This window comes from Pseudomonas mandelii (assembly GCF_002251635.1).
Classification (GTDB): Bacteria; Pseudomonadota; Gammaproteobacteria; order Pseudomonadales; family Pseudomonadaceae; genus Aquipseudomonas; species Aquipseudomonas mandelii_B.
In genome coordinates, this window is record NZ_NMOJ01000087.1 from 16,021 (window position 1) to 40,306 (window position 24,286).

The 24,286-nt window shown below is 58.7% G+C and carries 26 protein-coding genes; 16 read left to right on the forward strand and 10 right to left on the reverse strand.

Annotation, left to right across the window (positions count from 1 at the left end):
* Positions 1-105 precede the first annotated feature (105 nt).
* Entirely contained in the window at positions 106-1,473 is a 1,368-nt protein-coding gene (locus tag B7L09_RS12325; RefSeq protein WP_094469052.1) for a DUF1329 domain-containing protein, read from the reverse strand.
* Positions 1,474-1,496: 23 nt separating this feature from the next.
* The gene (locus tag B7L09_RS12330) at positions 1,497-3,290 is read right to left on the reverse strand and encodes a DUF1302 domain-containing protein (protein ID WP_094469053.1); all 1,794 of its coding nucleotides are present in this window, start codon (positions 3,288-3,290) and stop codon (positions 1,497-1,499) included.
* 716 nt (positions 3,291-4,006) lie between these two features.
* Between B7L09_RS12330 and B7L09_RS12335 the strand changes: the two genes are divergently transcribed.
* Both B7L09_RS12335 and B7L09_RS12340 read left to right on the forward strand, forming a co-directional pair.
* Entirely contained in the window at positions 4,007-6,208 is a 2,202-nt protein-coding gene (locus B7L09_RS12335; protein ID WP_255141912.1) for a pyocin-S2/colicin E7-DNase domain-containing protein, read from the forward strand.
* Between the two features lies 1 nt (position 6,209).
* Positions 6,210-6,470, forward strand: a complete 261-nt coding sequence (locus B7L09_RS12340) for a bacteriocin immunity protein (RefSeq protein ID WP_094469054.1) — start codon at positions 6,210-6,212, stop codon at positions 6,468-6,470.
* A 41-nt stretch (positions 6,471-6,511) separates the two neighbouring features.
* On the opposite strand, the gene B7L09_RS12345 is transcribed toward B7L09_RS12340, so the two are convergent.
* The 5 genes from B7L09_RS12345 to B7L09_RS12365 all read right to left on the reverse strand — a co-directional run bounded on the left by B7L09_RS12345 (position 6,512) and on the right by B7L09_RS12365 (position 10,413).
* Positions 6,512-7,423, reverse strand: coding sequence for an SDR family oxidoreductase (locus B7L09_RS12345; RefSeq protein ID WP_094469055.1), 912 nt, complete (start codon positions 7,421-7,423; stop codon positions 6,512-6,514).
* Positions 7,424-7,533: 110 nt separating this feature from the next.
* On the reverse strand, positions 7,534-8,436 hold the full coding sequence (locus B7L09_RS12350; RefSeq protein WP_094469056.1) for an alpha/beta fold hydrolase: 903 nt from the start codon (positions 8,434-8,436) through the stop codon (positions 7,534-7,536).
* Complete coding sequence (locus B7L09_RS12355; RefSeq protein ID WP_094469057.1) at positions 8,436-9,218, reverse strand: class II aldolase/adducin family protein; 783 nt, start codon at positions 9,216-9,218, stop codon at positions 8,436-8,438. The genes B7L09_RS12350 and B7L09_RS12355 overlap by 1 nt, the downstream gene beginning before the upstream one ends.
* A gap of 132 nt (positions 9,219-9,350) precedes the next feature.
* Positions 9,351-10,037: an LrgB family protein gene (locus B7L09_RS12360; RefSeq protein WP_094469058.1), complete on the reverse strand. Its 687-nt coding sequence runs from the start codon at positions 10,035-10,037 to the stop codon at positions 9,351-9,353.
* Positions 10,027-10,413 (reverse strand): CidA/LrgA family protein, encoded by a 387-nt coding sequence (locus tag B7L09_RS12365; RefSeq protein ID WP_094469059.1) that lies wholly within the window; start codon positions 10,411-10,413, stop codon positions 10,027-10,029. Before B7L09_RS12365 ends, B7L09_RS12360 begins: the two co-directional genes overlap by 11 nt.
* 96 nt (positions 10,414-10,509) lie before the next feature.
* On the opposite strand from B7L09_RS12365, the gene B7L09_RS12370 reads away from it, so the two are divergent.
* Positions 10,510-11,406 (forward strand): LysR family transcriptional regulator, encoded by an 897-nt coding sequence (locus B7L09_RS12370; protein WP_094469060.1) that lies wholly within the window; start codon positions 10,510-10,512, stop codon positions 11,404-11,406.
* On the opposite strand, the gene B7L09_RS12375 is transcribed toward B7L09_RS12370, so the two are convergent.
* A complete protein-coding gene (locus B7L09_RS12375) occupies positions 11,387-11,842 on the reverse strand; it encodes a flavodoxin (RefSeq protein ID WP_094469061.1) in 456 nt (151 codons plus the stop codon). The two genes, B7L09_RS12370 and B7L09_RS12375, sit on opposite strands and share 20 nt — an antisense overlap.
* A gap of 102 nt (positions 11,843-11,944) precedes the next feature.
* Here B7L09_RS12375 and B7L09_RS12380 point away from each other — a divergent pair, with 102 nt between their 5' ends.
* Positions 11,945-12,424, forward strand: a complete 480-nt coding sequence (locus B7L09_RS12380; RefSeq protein ID WP_094469062.1) for a PAS domain-containing protein — start codon at positions 11,945-11,947, stop codon at positions 12,422-12,424.
* Positions 12,425-12,478: 54 nt separating this feature from the next.
* Entirely contained in the window at positions 12,479-13,084 is a 606-nt protein-coding gene (locus tag B7L09_RS12385) for a hypothetical protein (protein ID WP_094469063.1), read from the forward strand.
* Positions 13,085-13,086: 2 nt separating this feature from the next.
* Here B7L09_RS12385 and B7L09_RS12390 read toward each other — a convergent pair whose 3' ends face one another.
* On the reverse strand, positions 13,087-14,046 hold the full coding sequence (locus B7L09_RS12390; protein ID WP_094469064.1) for a MerR family transcriptional regulator: 960 nt from the start codon (positions 14,044-14,046) through the stop codon (positions 13,087-13,089).
* A 207-nt stretch (positions 14,047-14,253) separates the two neighbouring features.
* Between B7L09_RS12390 and B7L09_RS12395 the strand changes: the two genes are divergently transcribed.
* The 11 genes from B7L09_RS12395 (at position 14,254) to B7L09_RS12445 (ending at position 23,119) form a co-directional block, all read left to right on the forward strand.
* Positions 14,254-14,874 (forward strand): antibiotic biosynthesis monooxygenase, encoded by a 621-nt coding sequence (locus tag B7L09_RS12395; RefSeq protein WP_094469065.1) that lies wholly within the window; start codon positions 14,254-14,256, stop codon positions 14,872-14,874.
* Between the two features lie 29 nt (positions 14,875-14,903).
* A complete protein-coding gene (folM, locus tag B7L09_RS12400) occupies positions 14,904-15,614 on the forward strand; it encodes a dihydromonapterin reductase (RefSeq protein ID WP_094469066.1) in 711 nt (236 codons plus the stop codon).
* A gap of 22 nt (positions 15,615-15,636) precedes the next feature.
* Positions 15,637-16,212 (forward strand): GTP cyclohydrolase I FolE, encoded by a 576-nt coding sequence (folE, locus tag B7L09_RS12405; protein ID WP_094469067.1) that lies wholly within the window; start codon positions 15,637-15,639, stop codon positions 16,210-16,212.
* 2 nt (positions 16,213-16,214) lie between these two features.
* Complete coding sequence (gene folX, locus B7L09_RS12410; protein WP_094469068.1) at positions 16,215-16,586, forward strand: dihydroneopterin triphosphate 2'-epimerase; 372 nt, start codon at positions 16,215-16,217, stop codon at positions 16,584-16,586.
* 99 nt (positions 16,587-16,685) lie between these two features.
* On the forward strand, positions 16,686-16,982 hold the full coding sequence (locus B7L09_RS12415; protein ID WP_094469069.1) for a DUF1244 domain-containing protein: 297 nt from the start codon (positions 16,686-16,688) through the stop codon (positions 16,980-16,982).
* Positions 16,975-17,313, forward strand: coding sequence for a HopJ type III effector protein (locus tag B7L09_RS12420; RefSeq protein WP_176457696.1), 339 nt, complete (start codon positions 16,975-16,977; stop codon positions 17,311-17,313). Before B7L09_RS12415 ends, B7L09_RS12420 begins: the two co-directional genes overlap by 8 nt.
* A 271-nt stretch (positions 17,314-17,584) precedes the next feature.
* The gene (locus B7L09_RS12425; protein WP_094469071.1) at positions 17,585-18,841 is read left to right on the forward strand and encodes a 2-aminoadipate transaminase; all 1,257 of its coding nucleotides are present in this window, start codon (positions 17,585-17,587) and stop codon (positions 18,839-18,841) included.
* Positions 18,842-18,963: 122 nt separating this feature from the next.
* Positions 18,964-19,938, forward strand: a complete 975-nt coding sequence (locus B7L09_RS12430) for an amino acid ABC transporter permease (RefSeq protein ID WP_010463251.1) — start codon at positions 18,964-18,966, stop codon at positions 19,936-19,938.
* 69 nt (positions 19,939-20,007) lie between these two features.
* Complete coding sequence (locus tag B7L09_RS12435) at positions 20,008-20,736, forward strand: amino acid ABC transporter ATP-binding protein (RefSeq protein ID WP_094469074.1); 729 nt, start codon at positions 20,008-20,010, stop codon at positions 20,734-20,736.
* 46 nt (positions 20,737-20,782) lie between these two features.
* Complete coding sequence (locus B7L09_RS12440; protein ID WP_077747458.1) at positions 20,783-21,616, forward strand: transporter substrate-binding domain-containing protein; 834 nt, start codon at positions 20,783-20,785, stop codon at positions 21,614-21,616.
* Between the two features lie 150 nt (positions 21,617-21,766).
* Positions 21,767-23,119 (forward strand): NAD(P)/FAD-dependent oxidoreductase, encoded by a 1,353-nt coding sequence (locus B7L09_RS12445; RefSeq protein ID WP_255141916.1) that lies wholly within the window; start codon positions 21,767-21,769, stop codon positions 23,117-23,119.
* Positions 23,120-23,210: 91 nt separating this feature from the next.
* On the opposite strand, the gene trxB is transcribed toward B7L09_RS12445, so the two are convergent.
* Positions 23,211-24,173 carry a thioredoxin-disulfide reductase gene (gene trxB, locus B7L09_RS12450; RefSeq protein ID WP_094469072.1) on the reverse strand — a complete coding sequence of 321 codons (963 nt, stop codon included), beginning with the start codon at positions 24,171-24,173 and terminating at the stop codon, positions 23,211-23,213.
* Positions 24,174-24,286: the final 113 nt, after the last annotated feature.

Consider the following 24,286-nt stretch of genomic DNA (forward strand, 5'->3'; position numbering starts at 1 on the left):
AGCCCTCTCCAACCCGCTTGTTGAGAAGTATTCAGGACGCTGATTGGCAGCCATAAAAAAGGCGACCCACCGGTCGCCTTCTGCACTGCGAATGTATCAACTCCCTTACCGGACACCCTCCGCACGCAACGCCGATGGCGTGTAGTCCGCCGCCTTGGCTTCGAAGCCGAATTCAAAGCTGTGCTTCTCTTCGTTTTTCATCCCCAGCGCAATGTATCGACCGGCAATGATGTCGTAGAGCGCTTCGAGCGTGTAAGCCTGGGCCTGGTGATCGTAGTAATACTGAGCGTGCCCCTCGGCCACTCGCCACAGTTGTCCGCGACCGTCGTAGTGATCCACCAGCGCCACCTGCCAGCTGTCTTCGTCGATGTACATGTGGCGTTTGGCGTAGATATGCCGCTCGCTCGGCTTGACGGTGCCGACCACTTCCCACACCCGGTGCAGCTCGTAACGGGTGAGGTCCTGGTTGATATGCCCGGCCTTGATGATGTCGTCGTACTTGAGGGTCGGCGAGTCCAACTTGTAGCTGTTGTAAGGGATGTACATCTCTTTTTTGCCGACCAGTTTCCAGTCATAGCGGTCGGGAGCGCCGGAGAACATGTCGAAGTTATCGGTGGTGCGCAGGCCGTCGGAGGCAGTGCCTGGGCCGTCATACGACACTTGCGGNGCNCGGCGCACGCGGCGCTGGCCGGCGTTGTAGATCCAGGCCAGGCGCGGTTCTTTCACCTGGTCGAGGGTCTCGTGCACCAGCAGCACGTTACCCGCCAGACGCGCCGGCGCCGTGACCGACTGCTTGAAAAAGGTCAGCACGTTGGCAGCTTTTTCCGGGTCCAGGTCCTTCATCAATTGCGGAACGGCGATCTCTTCCTCAAAGCGGATCGGCGTGTAGCTGCCGTTCGTCTGCGGGGTGGCCTGGGTGATGATGCGTTTCAGGTTGCCGCCGTGGTAACGGGTGATGTGGTTCCACAGCACTTCCACGCCATTCTTCGGAATCGGGAACGCGTAGTAGCGGTTGCCGGTGAAGTTCTCCAGGCCGTTGCCGTCGTTGATCCTGTNCACGTTCAGCGCGCTGCGCTTGGCCGACTCGTAGATTTCCGGCGGCACGGCCACGGTGCGGTGAGTCGGGTAGACCGGGATCTTATAGGTCTCGGGGTAGCGCTTGAACATCGCCACCTGGCCGTCGGAGAGTTTGGCCTTGTACTTGTCCACCGTGGCGGCGGTAATCACGAACAGCGGTTTTTCATTGGCAAATGGGTCGGCGAGAAAGCCCTTGCTGTCCACTGCGCCGGCGTTTTTCGGGATGCCGCCCGTCCAGGCCGGGATTGAGCCGTCGGCGTTGCCGGCTTTTTCGGCGCCGACCGGCGTCAGGCTGGTGCCGAGTTTGTTCGCTTCTTCCGGCGATACCGCCGCCATCACGTTGGCCGCCAGCAGGCTCAAGGCCAGGGCGCCGCATTGCAGAATCATCTTGCGCATCAAATTCATCCTTCTCAGCCAGATCAGAAGTTCACGCCGAAGCTCAGTGCCAGGAAGTCGCGGTCTTCCAGGGTGTTGTAGTCACCGCCGAAGAAATCGGTGTAACTCAGGCTCGCGGTATAGGTGTTGCGGTAGTCGGCATCGACGCCGACGCTGACGGCCTTGGCGCCTTCATTGAACAGGCCGTTGGGGCCATAGCCGCTGACGTCCTGGGACCAGGACAGGTTGGGCTTGAGGTTGATCCCGCCGATCACGTTGGCGTAATCGAGGATCGCCCGGGCACGGTAGCCCCAAGAGGTCGAGGTGACGAAACCGTCGGTATCGCCGCCGAAACCGTACTGGCCGTAGACCGAGTCGCGGCCGTAACGCAAGTTGCTGCGCGACTCCAGGCCACCGACGTGAACCACCGCCGCTTCGCCGACCAACGTCAACCGTTGTGCGCCCCACACCTGATCGAAAAACTGCGTGAGGGTGCTCTGGATCTGCGTGATTTCCTTGCGGCGGTAGCCTTTGTTGTCAGCGCCGGGGGTGGTGGCGATCGGTGATGCGGCGCCACCGGCAATCGGGTTGAGCAAAGCCAGGGTCAGGTCATTGGTGCTGACCTGTACCGGAGCATTCGGCCGATAGCTGATCTCGCCGCTCCAGGCGGTGCCGGTAGGCAAGGTGGTGGAGAAACTCGCGCCGTACAGGCGAATGTCTTCCGGGTAATCGAGGTAATACTGACCGCGCCCGAGCATCACGCTTTGGGCCAGTCCCGCACCACTGCCCGGCGCCAGACGATTGGCCACACCCACCATCCCTGGCAGGCTGGCCAGTGTCGACAGGCCGGCGGTGGTAGTGCCAACAGTCGGCGTGCGGCTGTGGTAGTTCATGAAATACAGGCCGTACTCGGTGTCATCACCGAGCCAGCGCAACGCCGTGCCCCACTGCCCGGAATCCCGCGCATCGCGGTCGCCACCACGGGGAACGACCACGCCTTCGCGGGTCACCTGGATAGGCTGACCGAAGGCGGCCGCCAGTGGCGCCAACGGAGCAATGGCGGGACTGCCGACGGTGTAATTGTTATTGCAACCATCCGCCACCACGTCGTTGCCGAAGAAGGTGCCGCAGTTGTCGACGACGGTCTGGTCCCACTTCAGTTGGTAGAAACCTTCCACCGACAGCTGATTGGTGAGGCTCTGGGAGGCGAACAGCATGTTCACCGGAATCAGGCCTTCCTTGATCTCGGCACCCGGGCGGCGGAAAGCCGACACGTCGATCGGGTTGATGCTGTTGATCGAGTTACCGATAAACGTACTCTCGCCCCAGCTCACCACCTGCTTGCCGACACGCACGTTGCCCGGCAAGTCGCCGATGGAATAGTTGTGATACACGAAGGCATCGAGAATCTGCGCACCGGAGGACTTGGCGCCTTCCTTGCGGCCACTGTCACTGATCGGTTTGAACGGGCGATCTTCGTCCTTGAGCTCGAAGTCGTACCAGTACTTGCCACGGACAAACACGCCGGTGTCGCCGTACTTCAATTCCAGGTCGTGCAGGCCTTTGAAGATCTTGGAGAAGGTTTCGCCCTTCTCGAAGTTCTGCCGGCCATCATCACCAGTCGAAGACTGTCCGGTCCCGCCGTTGACGGTGCCCACCAAAGACTTATCGGCATCGCGCATGCCCCAACTCGCGCCGACGGACAGCGAGGAATCGAATTGCCCTTCGATTTCGCCAATGTTGAACGACACAGCCTGCGCCTGGGCGCAGCAGCCCAGCGCAACCGCAGTGGCCAGCGCCTGTGGCGTGAAGATGGCGCGCATTGTTGTTTTTGTCATGCGTCTTCCCCGGTGAGTGACAGAAGGCCCCACCCTACTGCCGCACGTTGGGAGCGATAAGCGCACCAAGGAGGTATTCGTGGTGTACCTCTAAAGGATGAATGGCCTGACGGGACGAGGGTTTGCGCCGGGCATGGATGGGCTGGATGGGGGACTATCAGCAGAACGCATGGCGGGAGNTGCTACAAGGGACGAGGCGCGGCGGACTATTGCTCAGACTGCAACAGTGCATGTCGCGAATCGCTATTTTTCCTTTGGGCTCAAGACCTTATTCTTGCCGGGCTTTCACGGTGCACAGCCAGGAAGCGCGAAACGATGGTGTGTGATGAGCCCACGCCATTGGCGACAGAATCCAGATGAATCGACGCTTTATCGATTGATCGCCCTGTGTTCACTGACGTTGATTTGTAGCTCCTTGATCCAACGTCTTACTTTGGCCGCTGCGTTTGCAGCGGCCTTTTTTATGGGCGACATTCCTACAAGATATTTCCTATAACAACATAAGAAATATCTCTTTACGCGAAAGACAATCCTGCCTTTATTCCTGCCTCATCGAAATTTCTCGCTGCTTTATATGTAAGGTCTGACGCAAGTCTCGGACCCAGATTTCCTACTTCTGTTGTAACTTTTAATGGCACGACGCAATAACCGACAACCATTTTTTAATGGCTGACTGGCAACACGTCATCCATATGCACATTCAAAAGGATATGAATATGCAAAAGCCTCCAAGGCCAGGTTCTCTTGATATTCGCACGCCCATCCATACGATAGGCGTTGCTCCGGACCACATGACACCCGCGCCTCTAACATCAAACATTGTCACAACGGGTCCACACGGGCACGGAATACCTGTTTATTACCAAAATCTCAATACCATTAAAGCCACCTCCCAAGCGCTGGAGCAGGAATATCAAACCAAGTCCAGTCAACTGCCACAAAGTATTGAAACTGAACTCGCCGCCACACGGCTTGAGGGTCCAACTGATCCGCTTCCGCCTGTGCAATCGATAATTCGCGAGTTGGACGCACGAATCAGACTCACCGCTCGGAAAACTGCTGAGCTCCACGACAAAACAGCTGTTGCCCATTCTTTTTATGGAGGAGATCCATTTAACAGACACATCAACGAGTTCATGAAGAAAGCCACAACTATAGAAAATAGGCCGGTGCCGAACGGCGTTGCCATGCAGGCGCTGTTTCAGTCCCTTCGGGCAGCTCACGATGCAAGATTGTTGGCTCAAGGCCTTGAGTTACTTAGACAGCAAAATGTCAATGTGCAGAACTTTCTGAGTGCTGTGCAGGCCAATGAGCAAGCCCAGAGAGTTGCTGCAGAGTTGGTGCGCGTAAATGAGGAAGCAGCAGCTCGGGCTCGAGAACAAGCGCGACTTGCGGCGCAAGCAGCGGCGCAGCAGGTCGCTGCGGAACAGGCTCGTCTTGAAGCGAAAGCTCAGGCTCAAGAACAGGCACGTATTGCAGCATTGAATACAGCCCTGGCCGAGGCTGAGTCTAATGCGAAAGCAGCTGCTCAGCATTTCGCAGCCGAACAGGCTCGTCTCCAAGCTGAAATGGAACAGCAAATCGAGCAGATACAAAGGCAGCTAGAGACGGAAAGACAGCGTCTGGAGACTCGCCTCAAAGTCATTGATTCAGCTACTGCCGTGGCTCAACGCCACGTTCAACGGGTGAATCTGATAGTTCAGCAATTGAAGGAAAGGCAAGCGCAAGAGCGCGAGCGGCAACAGGCTCGTCTGGCGGCAGAGGATGAGACTCGACGAAAACTTGAGCAAGCCCGCCTCTTGGGGTCAGAGGAAACGGAGGCTAGGTGGCAAAGCCCTACGTTTGCCAATGTCGGTTCGACCGCAGCATTCGGTCCAGCATTTACCGGCACGACCGGGACCATCGGCAATAGCCCTGCGACCTCTCTGGCGTTAAAGACCGCGCTTCGCACAGCCGTATCCGCTGTCACCGCAACTCTTGCGATAGCAGCCGCTCCAGTTCTCGTAGGATTCGCCGCCCTTTTCGCTCCATCACGGCTAGGTAACGGTGATCTGTTTTCTGTCAGTGTTCCGCTGTCAGAACTTTCGCCAGTTCCAACTGCCCATCTGTACGAACAAGCAGTCGCCGGGGGAACAATCGACCTGCCGGTTACCCTCGGTTCGAAGTCAATAGGTCATAGGGTTGAGATCGTCGTTGTCACCACAGACGGCGTGACAGTTCCCGCCAGTGTGCCGGTGAATCTGGCCCACTTTGATGCTGGCAAGAATGTTTACGTATCGGGCAGCACTGTCGCCAACGGTCCAGTTATCACCTGGACACCGTTGGTGGAACCCATAAACCCGTCGACTGATTTTCCGCTGACCGAGACAGATCTGCCGATTTATGAAGGCGCTACTGTCACTCCCAACACCGGACGAGTCGATCCATTTCCAGAGCTGGATCGCTACGGGTTTGGTGGTTTTATTACCGTCTTTCCAATCGACTCCGGCATTCCTCCGATTTTCACGCTGTTCAGGGATCGACGGCAGGACCCTGGAATTGCCAGCGGGAATGGAGAGTTCGTTTCAGGAATCTGGCTGGGGACGAGATCGCTGTCGGGAGGCGCGCCGATTCCCAAGCAGATTGCGGATCAACTTCGGGGGCGGGAGTTTTCGAATTTCAGAGCGTTCAGGGAAGCGCTCTGGAGAGCGGTTTCAGACGATTTGGAGCTGGCGACACAATTCAATGCCAACAATGTTCAAGAAATGAGTAACGGCCGAGCCCCTTTTTCTCGTAAAGCGGACAGATTAGGTGGCCAAGTAAAACTTGAGCTACACCATGTGAACCAAATTTCAAAAGATGGCGAGATATATGACATGGACAATATCCGAATCGTCACCCCGAAACGACACTCAGAAATACACAATGGAGATAAATGACATGAGCCTCTTTGACCTCTCCGACTACAGCGAAACAGATTTCCTTGAGTTCGTTTCCAGAATCTGCCAATCAGAATACCCGACAGAGAAGGAACAGATTGATGCAGTACTTTTGTTTGAAGAACTAACAGAGCACCCCGACGGATCCGACTTGATTTACTACGCAGATTCAGACGAAGACTCAACACCTGAAGCTATCGTTGCGAAAGTTAAAGCTTGGCGAAACATAAACAGCAAACCAGGCTTCAAACCCGAAGAATAAACATAAGGGAGCAAGCATTCATGCTTGCTCCCCTTACACTTTTAAATCGAATACTTCTGCAAATTCCCCATCATTTCTTTCAGCGCCTCAATATTGTCCTTCGGATGCGCCGCCCCTTCGAAATCACAAATCTGCTGCCAATGCGCCGCCACGTCTTCCGGCGAGAAGCCCACTCGCGGATCAAACCCGGCGCCCAGGCTGCGTTCCCAACGGGTCTTGCCGATCCAGCCGCCGCCGACTTCGAACAGCCCGGAGGTTTCCTGGCACGCCTCGCTGCCCAAGTACACCACCAACGGGCTGACCAGTTCCGGCTTGAGGCGTTCGAACACTTGCGGCGGGATCAGGCCTTCGGTCATGCGCGTGCCGCCGGTGGGGGCAATGGCGTTGACCAATATGTTGTTCTTGCGCCCTTCCAGCGCCAGGGTGCGGGTCAAGCCATACAGGCCAAGCTTGGCCATGCCGTAGTTGGACTGGCCGAAGTTGCCATAGATGCCCGAGGTGGACGCGGTGAAGATCACACGGCCATAACCTTGCTCGCGCATATGCGGCCAGGCNGCGCGGGTGACTTTGTAGGCGCCTTCAACGTGGACGCGATAAACCAGGTCCCAGTCGGCGTCGTCCATTTTGTGGAAGGTCTTGTCGCGCAGGATCCCGGCGTTATTGACCACGACATCGATGCGGCCGAAGGCGTCGAGAGCATGCTGAACGATTTTGTCGCCATCGGTAACGGAGTCGTGGTTGGCTTCGGCGATGCCGCCCGCCTCACGGATCTCCGCCACTACGCGGTCTGCTGCCGACGCGTTAGCGCCTTCCCCTTGAGCCGAGCCGCCGAGATCATTGACCAGCACTTTTGCGCCCTGTTTGGCGAACAGCAGCGCGTGAGCCCGGCCCAGGCCGCCGCCGGCACCCGTGACGATCACAACTTTATCTTCGAAGCGCACAGACTCATTCATGGGGGAACTCCAGCAGACCAGGGACAATAAGTCCGAGTGTCAGGCACCAGGCTGCTGGTCACAATAAACAAAGGTAGAGCTGAATGGTGCCCGATAAGGCTGGGGGATAGTCAGGAACAGGCGGCCCTGCGCGGCGGAGAAACCAGCCGTTCCCGAAACTCCAGGTAATGCTTGAGCACCTGCGCCGGCGCTTCGGTCTGTGGGTAATGGCCAATATCGGGCAACAGCACCGTGTCCGGGTTGGGGACCAGTTCCCGATAACGCTTGACCATGTGCGCGCCGGAAATTGGATCGACTTCACCATCGATGACCCGCAACGGGACTTCACCACGCTGCATGGCGTTGACCCAACGCTCGCGCTGGACGCGCCGCTCAGGAATATAAGCGATGAGCTTATGCATGATTCGCGGGCCGTTATTGCTGCCGATCAGGCCCCAGAAATCATCCATCTCGCTTTCGGTGGGCCGGGTTTGCGGACCAAATATCTGCCGGAAACTTTTCACCAGTCCGTCGCGGCTAAAGGCTCGCCCGATCATCCAGCCCAAGGGGCTGAGCAGCAGTTTTTGCATCAACACCGGGCGATGGGTTTCAGGAAACAGGCCACCGTTGAGGAATACGCAACTGGCGATATCGATGCGGGTTTCGTAATGCCGGGCCAACAATTCCTGAGCCACGCTGTCGCCGTAGTCATGGGCCAACACATGCACCGGCTGCTCGACATTCAGGTGCGCGAGCAACGCCTGTTGCAGATCGGCCTGCTCCAACAGGCTGTATTCGTGGTTGACCGGTTTGGCCGAGTCGCCGAAGCCGAGCATGTCGCAGGCAATTACCCGATAGCGTTGCGCCAGCGGTTGCCACAAGTAATGCCAGTCCCAACTGGCGGTCGGGAAACCGTGGATGAGCAGCAGCGGCTCACCCTGCCCCGCCGTCCAGTAACGGATGGTCTGGCCACGGAATACGAACGTCTGGCCGCGTTTGCGCCAGACACACAAGGGGATCTCGGCAAGTGCCATTAGAGTTTATAACCCGGGTCTTGTTGATCGAGTTTGCGCAGCAACGCCGGCCAGGCCAACGCGCCGCCCATCCCTTGAGCACTTTTGGTCACGCCGGCGATCATCGCCTTGGCGCCCGCCAAAATCTGCGGCTCGATCGCAATCAATTCGGCGCCACCGTTTTGCGCCAATACCTGGATATCGCAGGCGCGCTGAAACGTGAACATCATCAGGAACGTGTCGGCGATGGTGCCACCGCACGTCAGCAGGCCGTGGTTGTGCAGCATCAGGAAGTTGCTGTCACCCAGGTCCGCTTGCAGGCGCGCCTTCTCTTCATGGTTCAAGGCAACGCCTTCGTAGGCGTGATACGCCAGGCTGGACAGCACAAACAATGACTGCTGACTGATCGGCAGAATGCCCTGTTTTTGCGCCGACACCGCGACACCCGCAGCAGTGTGGGTGTGCAGCACGCAGACCACGTCATGACGCACTTCATGCACGGCGCTGTGAATGGTGTAACCCGCTGGGTTGATTTCGTAAGGGCTGTCCATCAGCTTGTTGCCGGCCTGATCAACCTTGACCAGGCTCGACGCGGTGATCTCGTGAAACATCAGCCCATAGGGGTTGATCAGGAAATCATCGGTGCCNGGCACNTTGGCGGAAATATGCGTAAAAATCAGATCGTCCCAGCCATGCATCGCCACCAGCCGATAGCAGGCCGCCAGGTCGACGCGGGTTTGCCACTCGGCAGCGCTGACCTGGTCTTTGACACTCTGGGGGGATTGGACGGGAGCAACTTTCACGGCAAGGACCTCCTGTTCTTATTGTTTTACTGTCGTTACAGCAGTCTAGTCAGCCCCCGGATTTCGTGTAGTTGCATTGGCAGCCAGCTTGATGGCCTAACGAGTCAGTTCAGAAGAAAGCCTGGATCCATGTCAAAGGACCGCCGCCAACAAGGGCGCGGCAAACAGGTTCAAAAGCCCTGTCAGAACCATGACAAGCCCCGCAACCGAGCCTTCCTCACCGCCCACTTCATGGGCTCGACTGACGCCGGCTCCGTGCGCGCCAACGCCAAACAACGCGCCACGCGCAAGGGCACTGCGCAAGGGCAGCCACTTCAGCAGAATGCCGCCAAGCATCGCCCCGAACACCCCAGTGAACATCACGAACACCGCCGTCAGTTCCGGCACGCCACCGAGGTCGTGAGCCAGCGGCATGGCAAACGGCGTGGTGATGGAACGTGGCACCAAGGACAGGGTCACAGAGCTGTTTAACGCCAATGCCTTGGCCAGCCCGAACGAGGTGCCGATGGAGGCCGCGCTGCCCGCCACCATCCCCAGCAGCAACGCCGACCAGTGGCGCGCCAACAAGCGGCGCTGTTGCCAGATCGGCACGGCAAACGCCACGGTGACCGGCCCCAGCACCAGCATCAGCCAATGGGTGTTGCTTGAATACTCGGCATACGCGGTGTGCAGCGGCACCGCGAGGGCCAGCAGCAGGGCCGGAACCAAAATCAGCGGCGACAGCAGATAACGCCCAGTGCGACGGTAGATCCAGCGACTGAATAAATAGGCCGAGAGGGTGAAGGCCAGCCAGAACATCGGCATCAGCTCAAGCTTCATGGGACCTCCTCAACCGCACCACCCCTTCAACGGTAAACGCGGTGACCAGCATCACCATCAGCGTACTGACGCCAATCACCAGCAGAATCCGCCAACCGTCTTGGCGCATCAACCCGCCGTAATCGAGCAGGCTCATCAGTGCAGGAATAAAAAACAGCAGCATCTCGGCCATCAACAGGCCGGCTCCCATTTGCAACGCCGCCGGTTTGATCCCGCCAACCGCGAAGGCCAACAGCAACAGCGCCATGCCGATGACACCACCCGGGATCGGCCAGGAAAACCCTGCGGCAATTTCGCAGCCGAGCAGGTAGATGCCGAGCAGCACGGCCAGTTCAGCGGTCAATCGAGCCAGGCGTTTGAAGGTTGATGCATTCATGGTTTCAGTCCTCACAGGTGCTCATTTTACGGAGCGGGCTGCTATCCCCGAAACGAATTGTTAGACTCGGCTCTATTCCAATCTGGAATCAGGCGCATGGAATTCAAGCAACTACGCAGCTTCGTCGAAGTGATGCACCAAGGTGGTTTCACTCAAGCCGCCAAGACCCTGCACATCAGCCAATCGGCGGTCAGCAAGCAAGTCGCCCAGCTGGAACAGAGCCTGGGCACACCGCTGCTCGAACGTCTGGGTTCCCAGCTTCGCCTGACCGCCGCCGGCAGCGTGGTGCTGCAACGGGCCGAAGGCATGCTGCGGCTGCGCAACGAGTTGCTCATCGAGTTGGACGATTTGAGCCAACTGGCTCGAGGGGAATTGCGTCTGGGACTGCCGCTACTGGGCAGTGATGCGCTGTTCGCCGGGCTGTTTGCCGAGTACCGGCGGCGCTACCCGAACATCAGCATTCAGTTGCTGGAGGGCGGTAGCCTGAACATCGAACAGGCGGTGTTGAGCGGTGAGCTTGAACTCGGTGGCAGTCTGTTGCCGAAGGATCCGCAGTTCGCCTTTCAGCCTTTCTGTGACGAGCCGCTGGATGCGCTGCTGCCCGCCGATCATCCCCTGGCGACGAAGTCGGTGATCGGATTGGAGGAATTGGCCGATACGCCGTTCCTGCTGTATCAGCGCAGCTTCGTGCTCAACGACCGGTTGCTGCAGGCTTGTCATCAGTTGGGGTTCACACCCAAGGAAGGTGGGCGCAGTGGCCAGGCGGATTTTCTTGCGGCACTGGTGGCCGCCGGCCAAGGCGTGGTGCTGTTGCCCAGCGTGGTCGCCCGCGGGTTGGTGCGGCCAGGCGTGGTGCGCCTGACACTCAAGGCCCCGAACTACCTGCGCTGGGACATTGCCTTTATCTGGCGTGAGGGCGCGTACCTGTCTAAAGCCGCACAAGCCTGGCTGGCGTTGCTGCGCGAGNNCCCGGTCAACCGCGCAGTGCAGTGACCAACTCGGCCAGCCAAGGCTCGGCGTCGGCTTCCGGGGTGACACTTTCGCTGGCGTCCAGACGCAGCATCGGCAGCACTTCGCGCACGCCCAGCTCGCCAAACAGCTCACGCATTTGCTCGCCGCCCCCGCAGAACGTATCGCCATAACTTGCATCGCCCAGGCCGATCACCGCCCCTGGCAAACCGCGCCAGGCCGCNGGCAGTTGGTCGCGAATCATCGAATACAGCGGTTGCAGGTTATCGGGCAACTCACCCATGCCAGTGGTCGAGGTCACCGCCAGAAAGGCTTCAGGGGCNAAGGCCTGGACNTCGGCGAGCGTTGCCCGCGGGTTGTGCCAGGTTTCGAAACCCGCTTCTTTTAAAAGAGTGGCGGCGTGGCGGGCAACTTCTTCTGCCGTGCCGTACACCGAGCCGGAAATGATGGCAACTTTCATCAAACTGATCCTGAAGCTGAGTAAAAGACACAGATATTAACAGCACAGCCTTATTTGATCTTTTAGAATGCTGCCCTCAACCCACTCGGAAAGGATTCTCCGATGATCAACGCTCAATTGCTTCAAATGGTAATCAACGCTTCCAACGACGGCATCGTGATTGCCGAAAAGGAAGGCGAACAAGACAACATCCTGATTTACGTAAACCCTGCGTTTGAGCGCCTGACGGGTTACACCAGCGAAGAAATCCTCTATCAGGACTGCCGTTTCCTGCAGGCCGGCGACCGGGATCAAAAAGAAGCCCTCACCGCGATTCGCGAATCGTTGACCCGTGGCGGCTCCTGCCGGGAAATCCTGAGAAACTACCGCAAGGATGGCACCCCGTTCTGGAATGAACTGTCCCTTTCTACAGTGAAGAACCCAAGCGATGGGCAAACTTATTTTGTCGGCGTGCAGAAAGACGTTACGGTGCAGGTCAAGGCACAGCAGCGGGTTGCGCAACTGGAAGCACAATTGGCTGAGATGCAAGCCGAGCTTGCCGCACTGAAAGCGACGAACGGCGAAAACAAAACGGCGAATTAATTGTCATTAACTACAATCACCGATGACTTTGTAACTTTTTCTTTCGAGTTAGCCATGCAACGCGACGCACTCCTGACACAGGATGAGCTGGATTTCATCCAGACCATGCAACACAACCCGCAACTCAATGTGCGGGATGCGACGTCGAGTCTGCTCGTCAACGGTGGATCGCAAATCCGTGATTTGCTCACGCGCCTGGCGGCCCATGAGCAAGTCACCATCCAGGCCAACTTCGAAAACCAGCAAATGACCTTTCCTCTGCACCTGGTGGAAGACGAATTTCATGCGCTGCATTTGCGCTTGGGTGTGCCGAGTATTTATGAAGACGGGCCGATGGTACGACCATGGCGCCTGACGCTTGAAGAGCCGGTGGCACTGGAAAATGCCAAAGGCCAACCCGGCACAATGTGGGTGCATGAAATATCGTTCAAAGGGGTTTTGCTGGAAGTTCGCAACAAGACCAAACCGCCCAAACACTTCGCGTTGTGGTTCAGCCCGTCAGGCTATGAGCGAATTGCATTGCGCGGCACTTTTGAGCGCGAAACCGAACAAGGTTTCTACGCCTACGAACTAAGCCAGAGCGACAAGGACGATACCGAGCGACTGCGTCAGTACATCCTTCAGCAACATCGTCTGACACATCCCGCCCTGCACATCTGATCTCAGGTATCCAGGTTTCCTGCCAGGAACTGTTTCAGACGCTGACGCATCACCATCCCCTCATTCCCCAGACACCCGATCGACGATCCGGCCAGGCTGTCCTGTGCCAGGTCCGACGCATCGCCGGCCAGCAGCAACTGACAATCCAGGCTCAAGGCCAGTCGATTAAGACGTCGAGGCAACTCGGGGGCCGGCGCGTGATTGGACACCAGCACCAGTGCCGTGGGCTTGATCCGCTCGCAAACCAGGGTCAACTCGTCGAAGGGCTGACCGATCGCCAGCAATTGAATGGCCGAGTCGACACTGCTCAGGTACAGCGCCGTGACCAGCACTTCGAGTTCATGAGCCTGATCGGCCAAGGCGCAGACAATCACGCGTCGCGGTTGCATGACGCGCACCAGCAACATGCGCTGCAACACGCGGGAACGCAGGAAACCATCCAGAAAAAGCCATTCGCTGGTCTGACCGAACGCGTCATGGCGCTGCAGCATCAGCTTCCAGATCGGCATCAGGATGTCCTGGAACACCACTGTCAGAGGGTAACTGGAAAAAATCTGTCCATACACTTGCTCCAGCTTAACCTCGTCAAACGCCGTCACCGCCACCTGAACCTCCTGCTGCCACTGGGCGTAGTCGGCCTGAACGAGTTCGTCGGGAATGATTTTCGCCAGGGCTTTGAGCGGCTCGGTCTTGGCCAGTATCTTGCCGACCTTGCTCACTGCAACGCCGCGGTCGATCCAGCCGAGAATGCTGCGGACCTTTTCAATATCCGCCATCGAGTACAGCCGATGCCCGCTTTCGGTGCGTGTGGGCTGGATCAGGCCATATCGCCGCTCCCATGCCCGCAACGTAACGGGGTTGATACCCGTCAGGCGCGCCACTTCACGGATGGGAAACAGCTCTTCCTGTTCCAGTGCAGCTCCTCGCTGCAAAACTGGGAGACTTTCAGTCAGGACAGGCATGTGGCAATTAACGTCCGCGCAAAGTTGGATCCCATTCTAACTCTTCCACCCCATGCCTGTTCAAGGCTGAAAAACGACGATGTCGCTGGTGTATACGTCAGAATCAGGAATAATCCTTGCTTGTCTCAAGACGCAGCCCATCACCCCGGCGCTGCGCCTGGCGAAACTCCTACCCGGAGTGACGCGTCTGTTATACGGAGATACACCATGTCTACCTCACCCGTCACCTTGATGGTTGCGCGCCGCGTGGCCAAAGGGCGCTATGAAGAACTGATGGCCTGGCTGCGCGAAGGCGAGCAATTGGCCACCGACTTCCCCGGTTACCTGGGTTCCGGCGTCCTTGCACCGCCGCCCGGCGATAACGAATTCCAGATTATTTTCCGCTTTGCCAACGAGCAAACCATGCACGCCTGGGAGCATTCCGCTTCGCGAACCGCATGGCTGGCGCGCGGCAGCGATCTGTTTGCGCATAAGACGGAACATCGCGTGAGTGGCATTGAAGGCTGGTTCGGTGCGGTCGGCCAGCGCCCACCCCGCTGGAAGCAGGCCGTGGCGATCTGGCTGGCATTCTTTCCGGTTTCGCTGCTGTTCAATTTTGTATTGGGGCCGTTGCTCGGCGACATGAGCCTGCTGCCGCGCGTGCTCATCAGCACCCTGTGCCTGACGCCGTTGATGGTCTACTTCTTCATTCCGCTGTCGACCCGCGTGCTGGCCAGCTGGCTGAACAGCACTCCGGCGCGGCCGTTGCCCGTAGAACCCACCCCATTTATCCTCTCGCCACAAAGGCTCGCTCCCACAATAGGTGTACGTCGCTGCGCGCTGGTATAGTTTTGCTCTTACCGCGACGCGAGCCGTTCATGACCTCTTCCGCAGCTCCGATCCTCATCACCGGTGCCGGCCAGCGTGTCGGCCTGCACTGTGCGCAGCGTTTGCTCGAAGACGGCCATTCGGTGATTTTCAGCTACCGCAGCGAACGCCCAGGCGTTGCGGCNTTGCGCGACCTGGGCGCCACTGCGGTATTTGCCGACTTCTCCACTGAGGCGGGGATCCTCGCGTTCATCACTCAACTGAAAACCCACACCGACAACCTGCGAGCCATTGTCCATAACGCTTCCGAATGGCTGGCCGAAACCCCGGACACGGACGCCGAGGCCTTCACCCGCATGTTCAGCGTGCACATGCTGGCGCCCTACCTGATCAACCTGCACTGTGCCGACTTGCTCGAACGCTCAAGCCCCGCCGACATCGTGCACATCAGCGATGACGTTACCCACAAGGGCAGCAGCAAACACATTGGCTACTGCGCCAGCAAAGCCGGGCTCGACAGCCTCACCCTGTCCTTCGCCGCGAAATACGCGCCGACAATCAAGGTCAACGGTATCGCGCCAGCCCTGCTAATGTTCAATCCCGACGACGACGCTGCGTACCGCGCCAAGGCCCTGGCCAAGTCCGCGCTGGGCATCGAACCCGGCAGCGAAGTGATCTACCAGAGCCTGCGTTATTTGCTCGACAACCCCTATGTCACCGGTACCACCCTGACCGTCAACGGCGGACGGCACATCAAATAAGCGGCCCCCGCGAGGATGTTCCATGACGTTATCCCTGCACCAGAACGCCCTGTCCCAGAGTTATCGCGAAATTCTCATCAATCTCGGTGAAAACCCCGACCGCGAAGGACTGCAAGACACCCCGGTTCGCGCGGCCAAGGCCATGCAGTACCTCTGCCATGGCTACGACCAGAGTGTCGAAGAGATCGTCAACGGCGCACTGTTTGCGTCAGACACCGACGAGATGATCATCGTCGCCGACATCGAACTGTATTCGTTGTGCGAACATCACCTGCTGCCCTTCATCGGCAAGGCTCATGTGGCTTATATNCCGANCGGCAANGTGCTGGGCCTGTCGAAGATCGCGCGGCTGGTGGACATGTTCGCCCGCCGCCTGCAGATACAGGAAAACCTCACCCGGCAGATCGCCGAGGCGGTGCAACAGGTGACCGACGCGGCCGGTGTNGCNGTGGTGATCGAAGCCAAGCACATGTGCATGATGATGCGCGGCGTGGAAAAACAGAATTCAACCATGAACACCTCGGTGATGCTCGGCGCTTTCCGCGAGTCGAACACCACGCGCATGGAGTTCCTGCAACTGATCGGACGGAGCAAGTAGCAATGCCACAACTTCAACCAGGCATGGCGCGCATCCGGGTCAAAGACCTGTGCCTGCGCACCTTTATCGGTATCAACGAGGATGAGATCCTCAACAAGCAGGACGTGCTGATCAACCTGACCATCCTGTATGCCGCTCAGGAAGCCGTGCGCGACAACGATATCGACCACGCGCTGAATTATCGCACCATCACCAAGGCCATTATCGCCCACGTGGAAGGCAACCGCTTCGCCCTGCTGGAGCGCCTGACCCAGGAGTTNCTCGATCTGGTGATGGCCAACACGTCGGTGCTGTACGCCGAGGTTGAAGTCGACAAGCCCCACGCCCTGCGATTCGCCGAGTCGGTGTCCATTACGCTTGCAGCGAGCCGCTGAGCACGTNAGCCGCAGCCGCAAGCTTTAAGCTAGAAGCCATACGCATTCCAACTTGCAGCTTGAAGCTTGTGCGCTGAAAGCTGTCTCGAAGAGACCTCTATGAACGACCAACAACGCCTCGAACTCGAAGCCGCCGCCTTCCGCCGGTTGGTGGCGCACCTGGACAGCCGCAAGGATGTGCAGAACATCGACCTGATGAACCTCTCGGGCTTCTGCCGCAACTGCNTGTCCAAGTGGTACAAGGCCGAGGCCGATGAGCGCCACATCGAGCTGAGCCTCGATGACGCCCGTGAAGTGGTGTACGGCATGCCGTACGCCGAGTGGAAAGCCCAATACCAGAAAGAAGCCAACGCCGACCAACAGGCGGCGTTTGCCAAAGGAAAACCCCATGACTGACCTGAACACCCTGCGCGCCAGCCTCGACAGCGGCGAACATGTTTTCGCCGACACACTGGCCTTTATCGCCACCGGTTACGACTACCAGCCGCAAGCTTTCACCAACGGCAGCGTGGAAAACGCCGCCGGTCAAAACGAAGGCTCGTGCAAGACCCTGGGGCTGGCGCTGCTGGAAGGCTTGAGCGATCAGCAAGCGTTGCTGGCCTTTGGCGAGCATTACCGCTCGGTGGTGGCCACGCCTGAAGGCAACGACCACGGCAACATTCGCGCGTTGATTACGCACGGGCTGGCCGGGGTCACATTCACCCAACAGCCGCTGACTCGACGCTGATAACACCCCTGTGGCGAGGGACCTTGCTCCCTCGCCACAGGTTACGCTTTGCCTGCCCATCATTCACCCAACAGCCGCTGACTCGACGCTGATAACACCCCTGTGGCGAGGGACCTTGCTCCCTCGCCACAGGTTACGCTTTGCCTGCCCATCTCTTATTCGCACACATCCCGACTTTTAAGATTGACCCGGCCACTTTATTTCGTTTGCCCCAAACCACTGCTCACGGCTTAGATAAAAAGAAGCCTCCCTTCTTCAGAGTCGGTCATCCATGAGCAGCGAAACCATCAGCCAGTCGATCAACGTCGTTCATCCTGTCACGCTCAGCCACGGCAAAAATGCCGAGGTGTGGGACACCGATGGCAAACGCTACATCGACTTTGTCGGCGGCATCGGCGTACTGAACCTCGGCCATTGCCATCCGCGCATTGTCGAGGCCATTCGCGAACAAGCCACCCGGCTGACTCACTACGCGTTCAACGCTGCACCGCACGAGCCCTACATCGAACTGATGGATCGTCTGACCGCATTTATCCCGGTGGGCTACCCCGTCAGCGGCATGCTCACCAACAGCGGCGCGGAAGCGGCGGAAAACGCCTTGAAGATCGTACGCGGCGCCACTGGCCGTACGGCGGTAATCGCCTTTGACGGCGCCTTCCACGGCCGTACCCTGGCCACACTCAACCTCAATGGCAAAGTCGCGCCTTACAAGCAGAAAGTCGGTGTGCTACCGGGGCCGGTGTTCCATTTGCCGTACCCGAGCAAGGACAACGGCGTGACCTGTGCCGACGCCTTGAAAGCCATGGATCGACTGTTCAGTGTCGAGATCGACGTTGAAGATGTGGCCTGTTTCATCGTCGAACCGGTACAGGGCGAAGCGGGCTTCCTGGCGATGGACGTGGCGTTCGCCCAAGCACTGCGCACGTTCTGTGATGAGAAAAACATCCTGCTGATCGCCGATGAAATCCAGTCCGGGTTCGGGCGTACCGGCCAGCGTTTTGCGTTCTCGCGCCTGGGCATCGAACCGGACCTGATCCTGCTCGGCAAAAGCATCGCCGGTGGCGTGCCATTGGGCGCGGTGGTCGGGCGTAAAGCGCTGCTCGACAACTTGCCCAAAGGCGGCTTGGGCGGCACCTATTCCGGCAACCCCATCGCCTGCGCCGCCGCATTGGCGACGCTGGATGAAATGACGGATGCCAACCTGCACGCCTGGGGCGCACAACAGGAAGAAGCGATTGTCAGCCGTTACGAGTCCTGGCGCGCAAGCAAGCTTTCACCGTACCTGGGTCGTTTGACCGGCGTCGGTGCAATGCGCGGTATCGAACTGACCCATGCCGACGGCTCCCCGGCCTCCGCGCAGTTGACGCAACTTCTGAGTCTGGCGCGAGACGCGGGTTTGCTGCTGATGCCCAGCGGCAAGTCGCGCCACATTATTCGGCTACTGGCACCGTTGACGACTGAGGCGATAGTGCTGGAGGAAGGCCTGGATATTCTTGAGGCGTGTCTGAAGAAACTGATCCGAATATAAAGTCCCTGTAGTCCCACAGGGGGCGAATTAAGTTCGCTTGTGGTCCCGGAATCGACGTCGCAATACTGACCAAAGACCCTTTTACCTAGCGAGAACATCACCACCGACAAGCTGAGGCAGACATGTATCACGACAATATAATTTATAAGAAAAAGTCTAACGATCCTCAATTCCTGCTCGGCGTAGCCGTGGTGCTGTTCCTCGGCGCCTACCTGATGAACCTGGGCAACAGCGCCCTCAGTCATTTTCTGCATCCGCTGCTGGGCAATGCCCCGGACAGCCTGACGGCACGCAACGTCGCCATCGGGCTGGGCATTGCCGTACTGGGCACCTTGAACTTCCACGTCCTCGGGCGCCTGAAGTTCAAAGTGCAGACTACGGTGGTGTGGATCGAACTACTGATCCTGTTTCTGGCGTTCTTCGACACCTTCGACCTGTCTTACAGCTTCATCCTCGACAAGATCGGTTTCCTGATCATCCAGGGCGCTGCAACCACCTTGTACATCTCTGCAGTGGCCATCGTCCTGGCCTTTGTGCTGGCGCTGGTCGGCGCAGTGGCCAAGCTGTCGAACAACGGCCTGGCCAATGCCCTCGCCTCGTTCTACACCTCGTTCTTTCGCGGCGTGCCGTTGCTGATTCAGATCTACCTGATTTACCTGGGTCTGCCGCAACTGGGCTACGTGGTCGATGCGGTGCCTGCCGGTATCCTCGCGCTGTCCCTGTGTTACGGCGCCTACATGACCGAGATTTTCCGGGCCGGCATCCAGAGCATTCCGGTCGGCCAGTGGGAAGCCTCGCGGGCGCTGAACATCAGCCCGTTCAAGACCCTGAGCCGGGTCATCATGCCGCAGGCCTTGCGGGTGATCATTCCACCCACCGGCAACCAGTTCATCGCCATGCTCAAGGACAGTTCGCTGGTGTCGGTGATCGGTGTCTGGGAACTGATGTACCTGGCCAAGACCCAGGGCCGTGCGGACTTCCGCCACCTGGAAATGCTGATCACCGCCGCGATGATTTACTGGGCCCTGTCGTTCATTCTGGAACGGGTCCAGGCGCGAATCGAAAAACGGGTCAATCGATCCGTGGCAAGGGGTTGATGCGTGATGACTCGTACCGATACCGCCCAACAACGCGACCTGGCCCCTGCTGCGCAGACCAGTCCCTCGATGATTTCAATCACCGGCCTGAACAAGTGGTACGGCAACTTTCACGCCCTGCGCGACGTCGACCTGAACGTCGCCACTGGCGAAATCCTGGTGGTGTGCGGCCCGTCGGGTTCGGGCAAATCGACAATGATTCGCTGCATCAACCACCTGGAAAATTTCCAGAAGGGCCACATTCAGGTCAACGGCATCACGCTCACCAGTGAAGCGGAAAGTGTCAGCGCCTACCGCCGCGAAGTCGGCATGGTGTTCCAGCACTTCAACCTGTTCCCCCACATGACCGTGCTGGAAAACCTGTGCCTGGCGCAAAAAGTCGTGCGCAAGCGCGGTAAGCAAGAGCGTGAAGCCAAGGCATTGGCGCTGCTGGAGAAAGTCGGCATTGCGCAAAAGGCCAACGAGTTCCCCTCACGGTTGTCCGGTGGCCAGCAACAGCGGGTGGCGATCGCCCGCGCGTTGGCCATGGAGCCCAAGGTGATGCTGTTTGATGAACCCACCTCGGCGCTGGACCCGGAAATGGTCGGCGAAGTGCTGGACGTGATGAAGACCCTGGCGCTGGAAGGCATGACCATGGTCTGCGTCACCCACGAGATGGGCTTTGCCCGGGAAGTGGCGGATCGGGTGCTGTTCTTCGATCACGGCAAGGTGATCGAACAAGCCACCCCGGCCGAGTTTTTCAAAAACCCGCAGACCGAACGCGCACAGAAATTCCTGTCGCAGATCATCGGGCACTGAGAAGCGCTTTACCCCCGCATAACAATAACGAAAAGTGGAGATGGACATGCTCAGTAAAAAACCCGCAATCACCCTTGCTGCCGCCTTGTCACTGTTGTTCGTCGGCGCCGCGAACGCCGGTGCCGTCCTGGACAAGATCGAAAGCAGCAAGACGTTGACCGTCGCCACCTCGGCGACCTGGCCCCCGCAGGGGTTCATCAACGACAAGAATGAAATCGACGGTTTTGATATCGACGTGTCCAAGGAGATCGCCAAGCGTCTCGGCGTCGAGGCCAAATTCATCACGCCCGACTGGGATGTGATTACCGCCGGCAAGTGGAATGGCCGCTGGGACGTGTCCGTCGGCTCGATGACCGCCACCAAGAGCCGTGCGCGGATTCTCGACTTTCCCGGCACCTACTACTACGTGCCCTACGTGTTTGCGGTGCACAACAAATCCACGGTCACCGACCACAAGGCGTTGAATGGCAAAACCATCGGCGTCGAGGGCGGCACGACGTCCGAGGACTATTTCAGCCAGGCACTGGCCATCGAAACCACTGACGTGCCACCCGTCGTCTACGACGTTAAAACCGAAAAAATGAAGACCTACGCCGGCTCCGTCGGACCGCTGGACGATCTGCGCCTGGGCGACGGTGCTCGACTGGACGCCATCCTCACCCAACGCAGCACGCTGGATGCGGCCGTCAAGAAGGGTTACCCATTACGCGCTGTCGACAACGGCGTGGTGTTCTACGAACCGTTGGCCGTTGCCACCGACAAGGGTGACCCGGAGCTGAAGGCGAAACTGAGTGAAATCATCGGCGCAATGCACAAGGACGGCACGCTGACCAAACTGTCGGACAAGTGGTACGGCGTCGACTACTCGACCATCAAGTAACACTCAAATCCCCTGTGGGAGCGAGCCTGCTCGCGATGAGGCCCGACCAGTCGACATCGATATTGAATGAGAGTCCGCTATCGCGAGCAGGCTCACTCCCACAAAGAGCCGACCTCGCTTGAATGTCCGGCAACTTATCAAGGATCGACCATGTCCTTCCCCAACACCTGGTATTCCCAAACCTCGCTGCCCCGTGCGGCCAGGCCCGAATTGAACACCGACGAAACCTGCGACGTCTGCATCATCGGTGCCGGCATCGCCGGCCTCACCGCCACCCTCGAACTGATCCGGCGCGGCAAGCGTGTGATCATCCTCGAAGCCCATCAGGTCGCGTGGGGAGCCTCCGGCCGCAATGGCGGCGTGGTCTCGCCGGGCTGGGCCGAAGGGTCTGGAGCGATCCGCAAAAAACTGGGACTGGAAAACGCCAGAACGCTGTTCCAGATGTCGGTTGAAGGGGTAGAGATTGTCCGCCGCAACATCGCCGAACTGGCCCTCACCGGCTGCAATCCGTCCGCCGGCACAATCCGGGTCAAGCGCTACGACGACAGCGCCAGCGTGAAAAACCACATCGACACAATGCGCCGCGACTTCGCTTACGAACTCAACTTCCTCGACACCGCCCAGGTCCGCGAACGGGCGCACACCCAACGTTATTTCCAGGGTGTGGAGGACCCGAACGCCCTGCATTTCCACCCGTTGAATTATTGCCTGGGCCTGGCCCTTGCCATTGAAGCGGCGGGCAGTCGCATTTTCGAACACTCCAAAATGCTCACCTGGCGTCGCGAAGGGAACGACAAGATTGTCCAGACCGCTCACGGCAGCGTGCGCTGTCAGGACCTGGTGTTCTGCGCCGGCGGTTACGGCGGGCCGGAGCTGCAAAAGCTCAGCCGCGCCTACCTGCCGATTGCCACCTACGTGGTGCTGACCGAACACCTGGGCGATTCGATCAAAAGCGTTCTCGAGTCAGGCGCCGCGTTTTCCGATGACCGTCGCGCCTCGGACTATTACCGCATTGTCGAAGGCGATCGCCTGTTGTGGGGCGGACGTATCACGACCCGTCACGAACAGAATGAAAAAGCCCTGGCGGCCATGCTCAAGGCCGACATGGTGTCGGTGTATCCGCAACTGGCGCCGGTCAGGATCGAATTGGCCTGGTCCGGTCTGATGGGGTATTCCACCAACAAAATGCCCAACCTGGGGTGGCTGGAACCAGGTGTCTGGGCGTGCACTTCATTTGGCGGTCATGGACTGAATACCGGTTCGATTGGCGGCAGGGTGATTGCTGAAGCGGTGTGCGGGGAAACTGCTCGGCATGAACTGTTCAAGCCGTACTTGCTGGACTGGAACGGTGGGCCGTTCGGGCGCGTTGCCGCCAATGCGATCTATCAATCGCTGAAGGTCATGGACTTCGTCCAGGAACGGTTTCGCGGTTGTGAGGCGATAGTGCTGGAGGAAGGCCTGGATATTCTTGAGGCGTGTCTGAAGAAACTGATCCGAATATAAAGTCCCTGTAGTCCCACAGGGGTTTGTGTTGACCGCACTTTCTGTGGGCACAAAAAAACCGGCCGAAGCCGGTTTTTTCATTTCAACGATTTCAGAACTTGGCNTCCTTCAAACCGTCGAGGTAACGCTCGGCATCCAGGGCCGCCATGCAACCGGCGCCGGCCGAGGTGATGGCCTGGCGGTAGACGTGGTCGGCCACGTCACCGGCNGCGAAGATGCCTTCGACGCTGGTGGCCGTTGCGTTGCCGTCGCGGCCGCCCTGCACAACCATGTAGCCGTCTTTGGCTTCCAGCACGCCTTCGAACAGCGAAGTGTTCGGGGTGTGGCCGATGGCGATGAACACGCCGTCGACTTTCAACTCGTCGAAGCCGCCGTCGTTGTTTTTCAGGCGAGCACCGGTGACGCCCATGTTGTCGCCCAGGACTTCGTCCAGGTTCGCGTTCAGCTTCAGGATGATCTTGCCTTCAGCGACACGGGCGTGCAGCTTGTCGATCAGGATCTTCTCGGCGCGGAAGGTTTCACGGCGGTGAACCAGGGTCACGGTGCTGGCGATGTTGGCCAGGTACAGCGCCTCTTCCACGGCGGTATTACCGCCACCGACCACGGCGACCGGCTTGTTGCGATAGAAGAAACCGTCGCAGGTCGCGCAGGCCGAAACGCCCTTGCCCATGAACGCCTCTTCGGAAGGCAGGCCCAGGTAACGGGCGCTGGCGCCGGTGGCGATGATCANNGCGTCGCACGTGTAAGTCGCGCTGTCGCCGATCAGGGTGTACGGCTTGGCAGCGAAGTCCACGGCATTGATGTGATCGAAAACGATCTCGGTTTCAAAGCGCTCGGCGTGTTCTTTCATACGCTCCATCAGCACCGGGCCGGTCAGACCGTGGACGTCGCCCGGCCAGTTGTCGACTTCAGTGGTGGTGGTCAACTGACCGCCCGCCTGCATGCCGGTGATCAGCAGCGGCTTGAGGTTGGCCCGGGCAGCGTAGACGGCAGCGCTGTAACCGGCAGGGCCGGAACCGAGAATAATCACTCGCGAATGACGGACTTCAGACATGACCTGCTCCTGTTGACCGGCCTGGAACACCTGGCGCGGAACGCCGGGTTGCCGGCGGGAATAAAAAAGGACCGTTGAAAGCACTTGGGGAAGGCTTGAACTCGACGGTCCTG

Bases quoted from the DNA above. Each gene is read 5' to 3' on its own strand.
- B7L09_RS12420 (WP_176457696.1), top strand. From the start codon at position 16,975: ATGACTGACCTGAACACCCTGCGCGCCAGCCTCGACAGCGGCGAACAT.
- B7L09_RS12380 (WP_094469062.1), top strand. From the start codon at position 11,945: ATGATCAACGCTCAATTGCTTCAAATGGTAATCAACGCTTCCAACGAC.
- B7L09_RS12390 (WP_094469064.1), bottom strand. From the start codon at position 14,046: ATGCCTGTCCTGACTGAAAGTCTCCCAGTTTTGCAGCGAGGAGCTGCA.
- B7L09_RS12330 (WP_094469053.1), bottom strand. From the start codon at position 3,290: ATGACAAAAACAACAATGCGCGCCATCTTCACGCCACAGGCGCTGGCC.
- B7L09_RS12435 (WP_094469074.1), top strand. From the start codon at position 20,008: ATGATTTCAATCACCGGCCTGAACAAGTGGTACGGCAACTTTCACGCC.
- B7L09_RS12430 (WP_010463251.1), top strand. From the start codon at position 18,964: ATGTATCACGACAATATAATTTATAAGAAAAAGTCTAACGATCCTCAA.
- B7L09_RS12365 (WP_094469059.1), bottom strand. From the start codon at position 10,413: ATGAATGCATCAACCTTCAAACGCCTGGCTCGATTGACCGCTGAACTG.
- B7L09_RS12445 (WP_255141916.1), top strand. From the start codon at position 21,767: ATGTCCTTCCCCAACACCTGGTATTCCCAAACCTCGCTGCCCCGTGCG.
- B7L09_RS12335 (WP_255141912.1), top strand. From the start codon at position 4,007: ATGCAAAAGCCTCCAAGGCCAGGTTCTCTTGATATTCGCACGCCCATC.
- B7L09_RS12425 (WP_094469071.1), top strand. From the start codon at position 17,585: ATGAGCAGCGAAACCATCAGCCAGTCGATCAACGTCGTTCATCCTGTC.
- B7L09_RS12350 (WP_094469056.1), bottom strand. From the start codon at position 8,436: ATGGCACTTGCCGAGATCCCCTTGTGTGTCTGGCGCAAACGCGGCCAG.
- B7L09_RS12360 (WP_094469058.1), bottom strand. From the start codon at position 10,037: ATGAAGCTTGAGCTGATGCCGATGTTCTGGCTGGCCTTCACCCTCTCG.
- B7L09_RS12340 (WP_094469054.1), top strand. From the start codon at position 6,210: ATGAGCCTCTTTGACCTCTCCGACTACAGCGAAACAGATTTCCTTGAG.
- B7L09_RS12440 (WP_077747458.1), top strand. From the start codon at position 20,783: ATGCTCAGTAAAAAACCCGCAATCACCCTTGCTGCCGCCTTGTCACTG.
- B7L09_RS12395 (WP_094469065.1), top strand. From the start codon at position 14,254: ATGTCTACCTCACCCGTCACCTTGATGGTTGCGCGCCGCGTGGCCAAA.
- B7L09_RS12385 (WP_094469063.1), top strand. From the start codon at position 12,479: ATGCAACGCGACGCACTCCTGACACAGGATGAGCTGGATTTCATCCAG.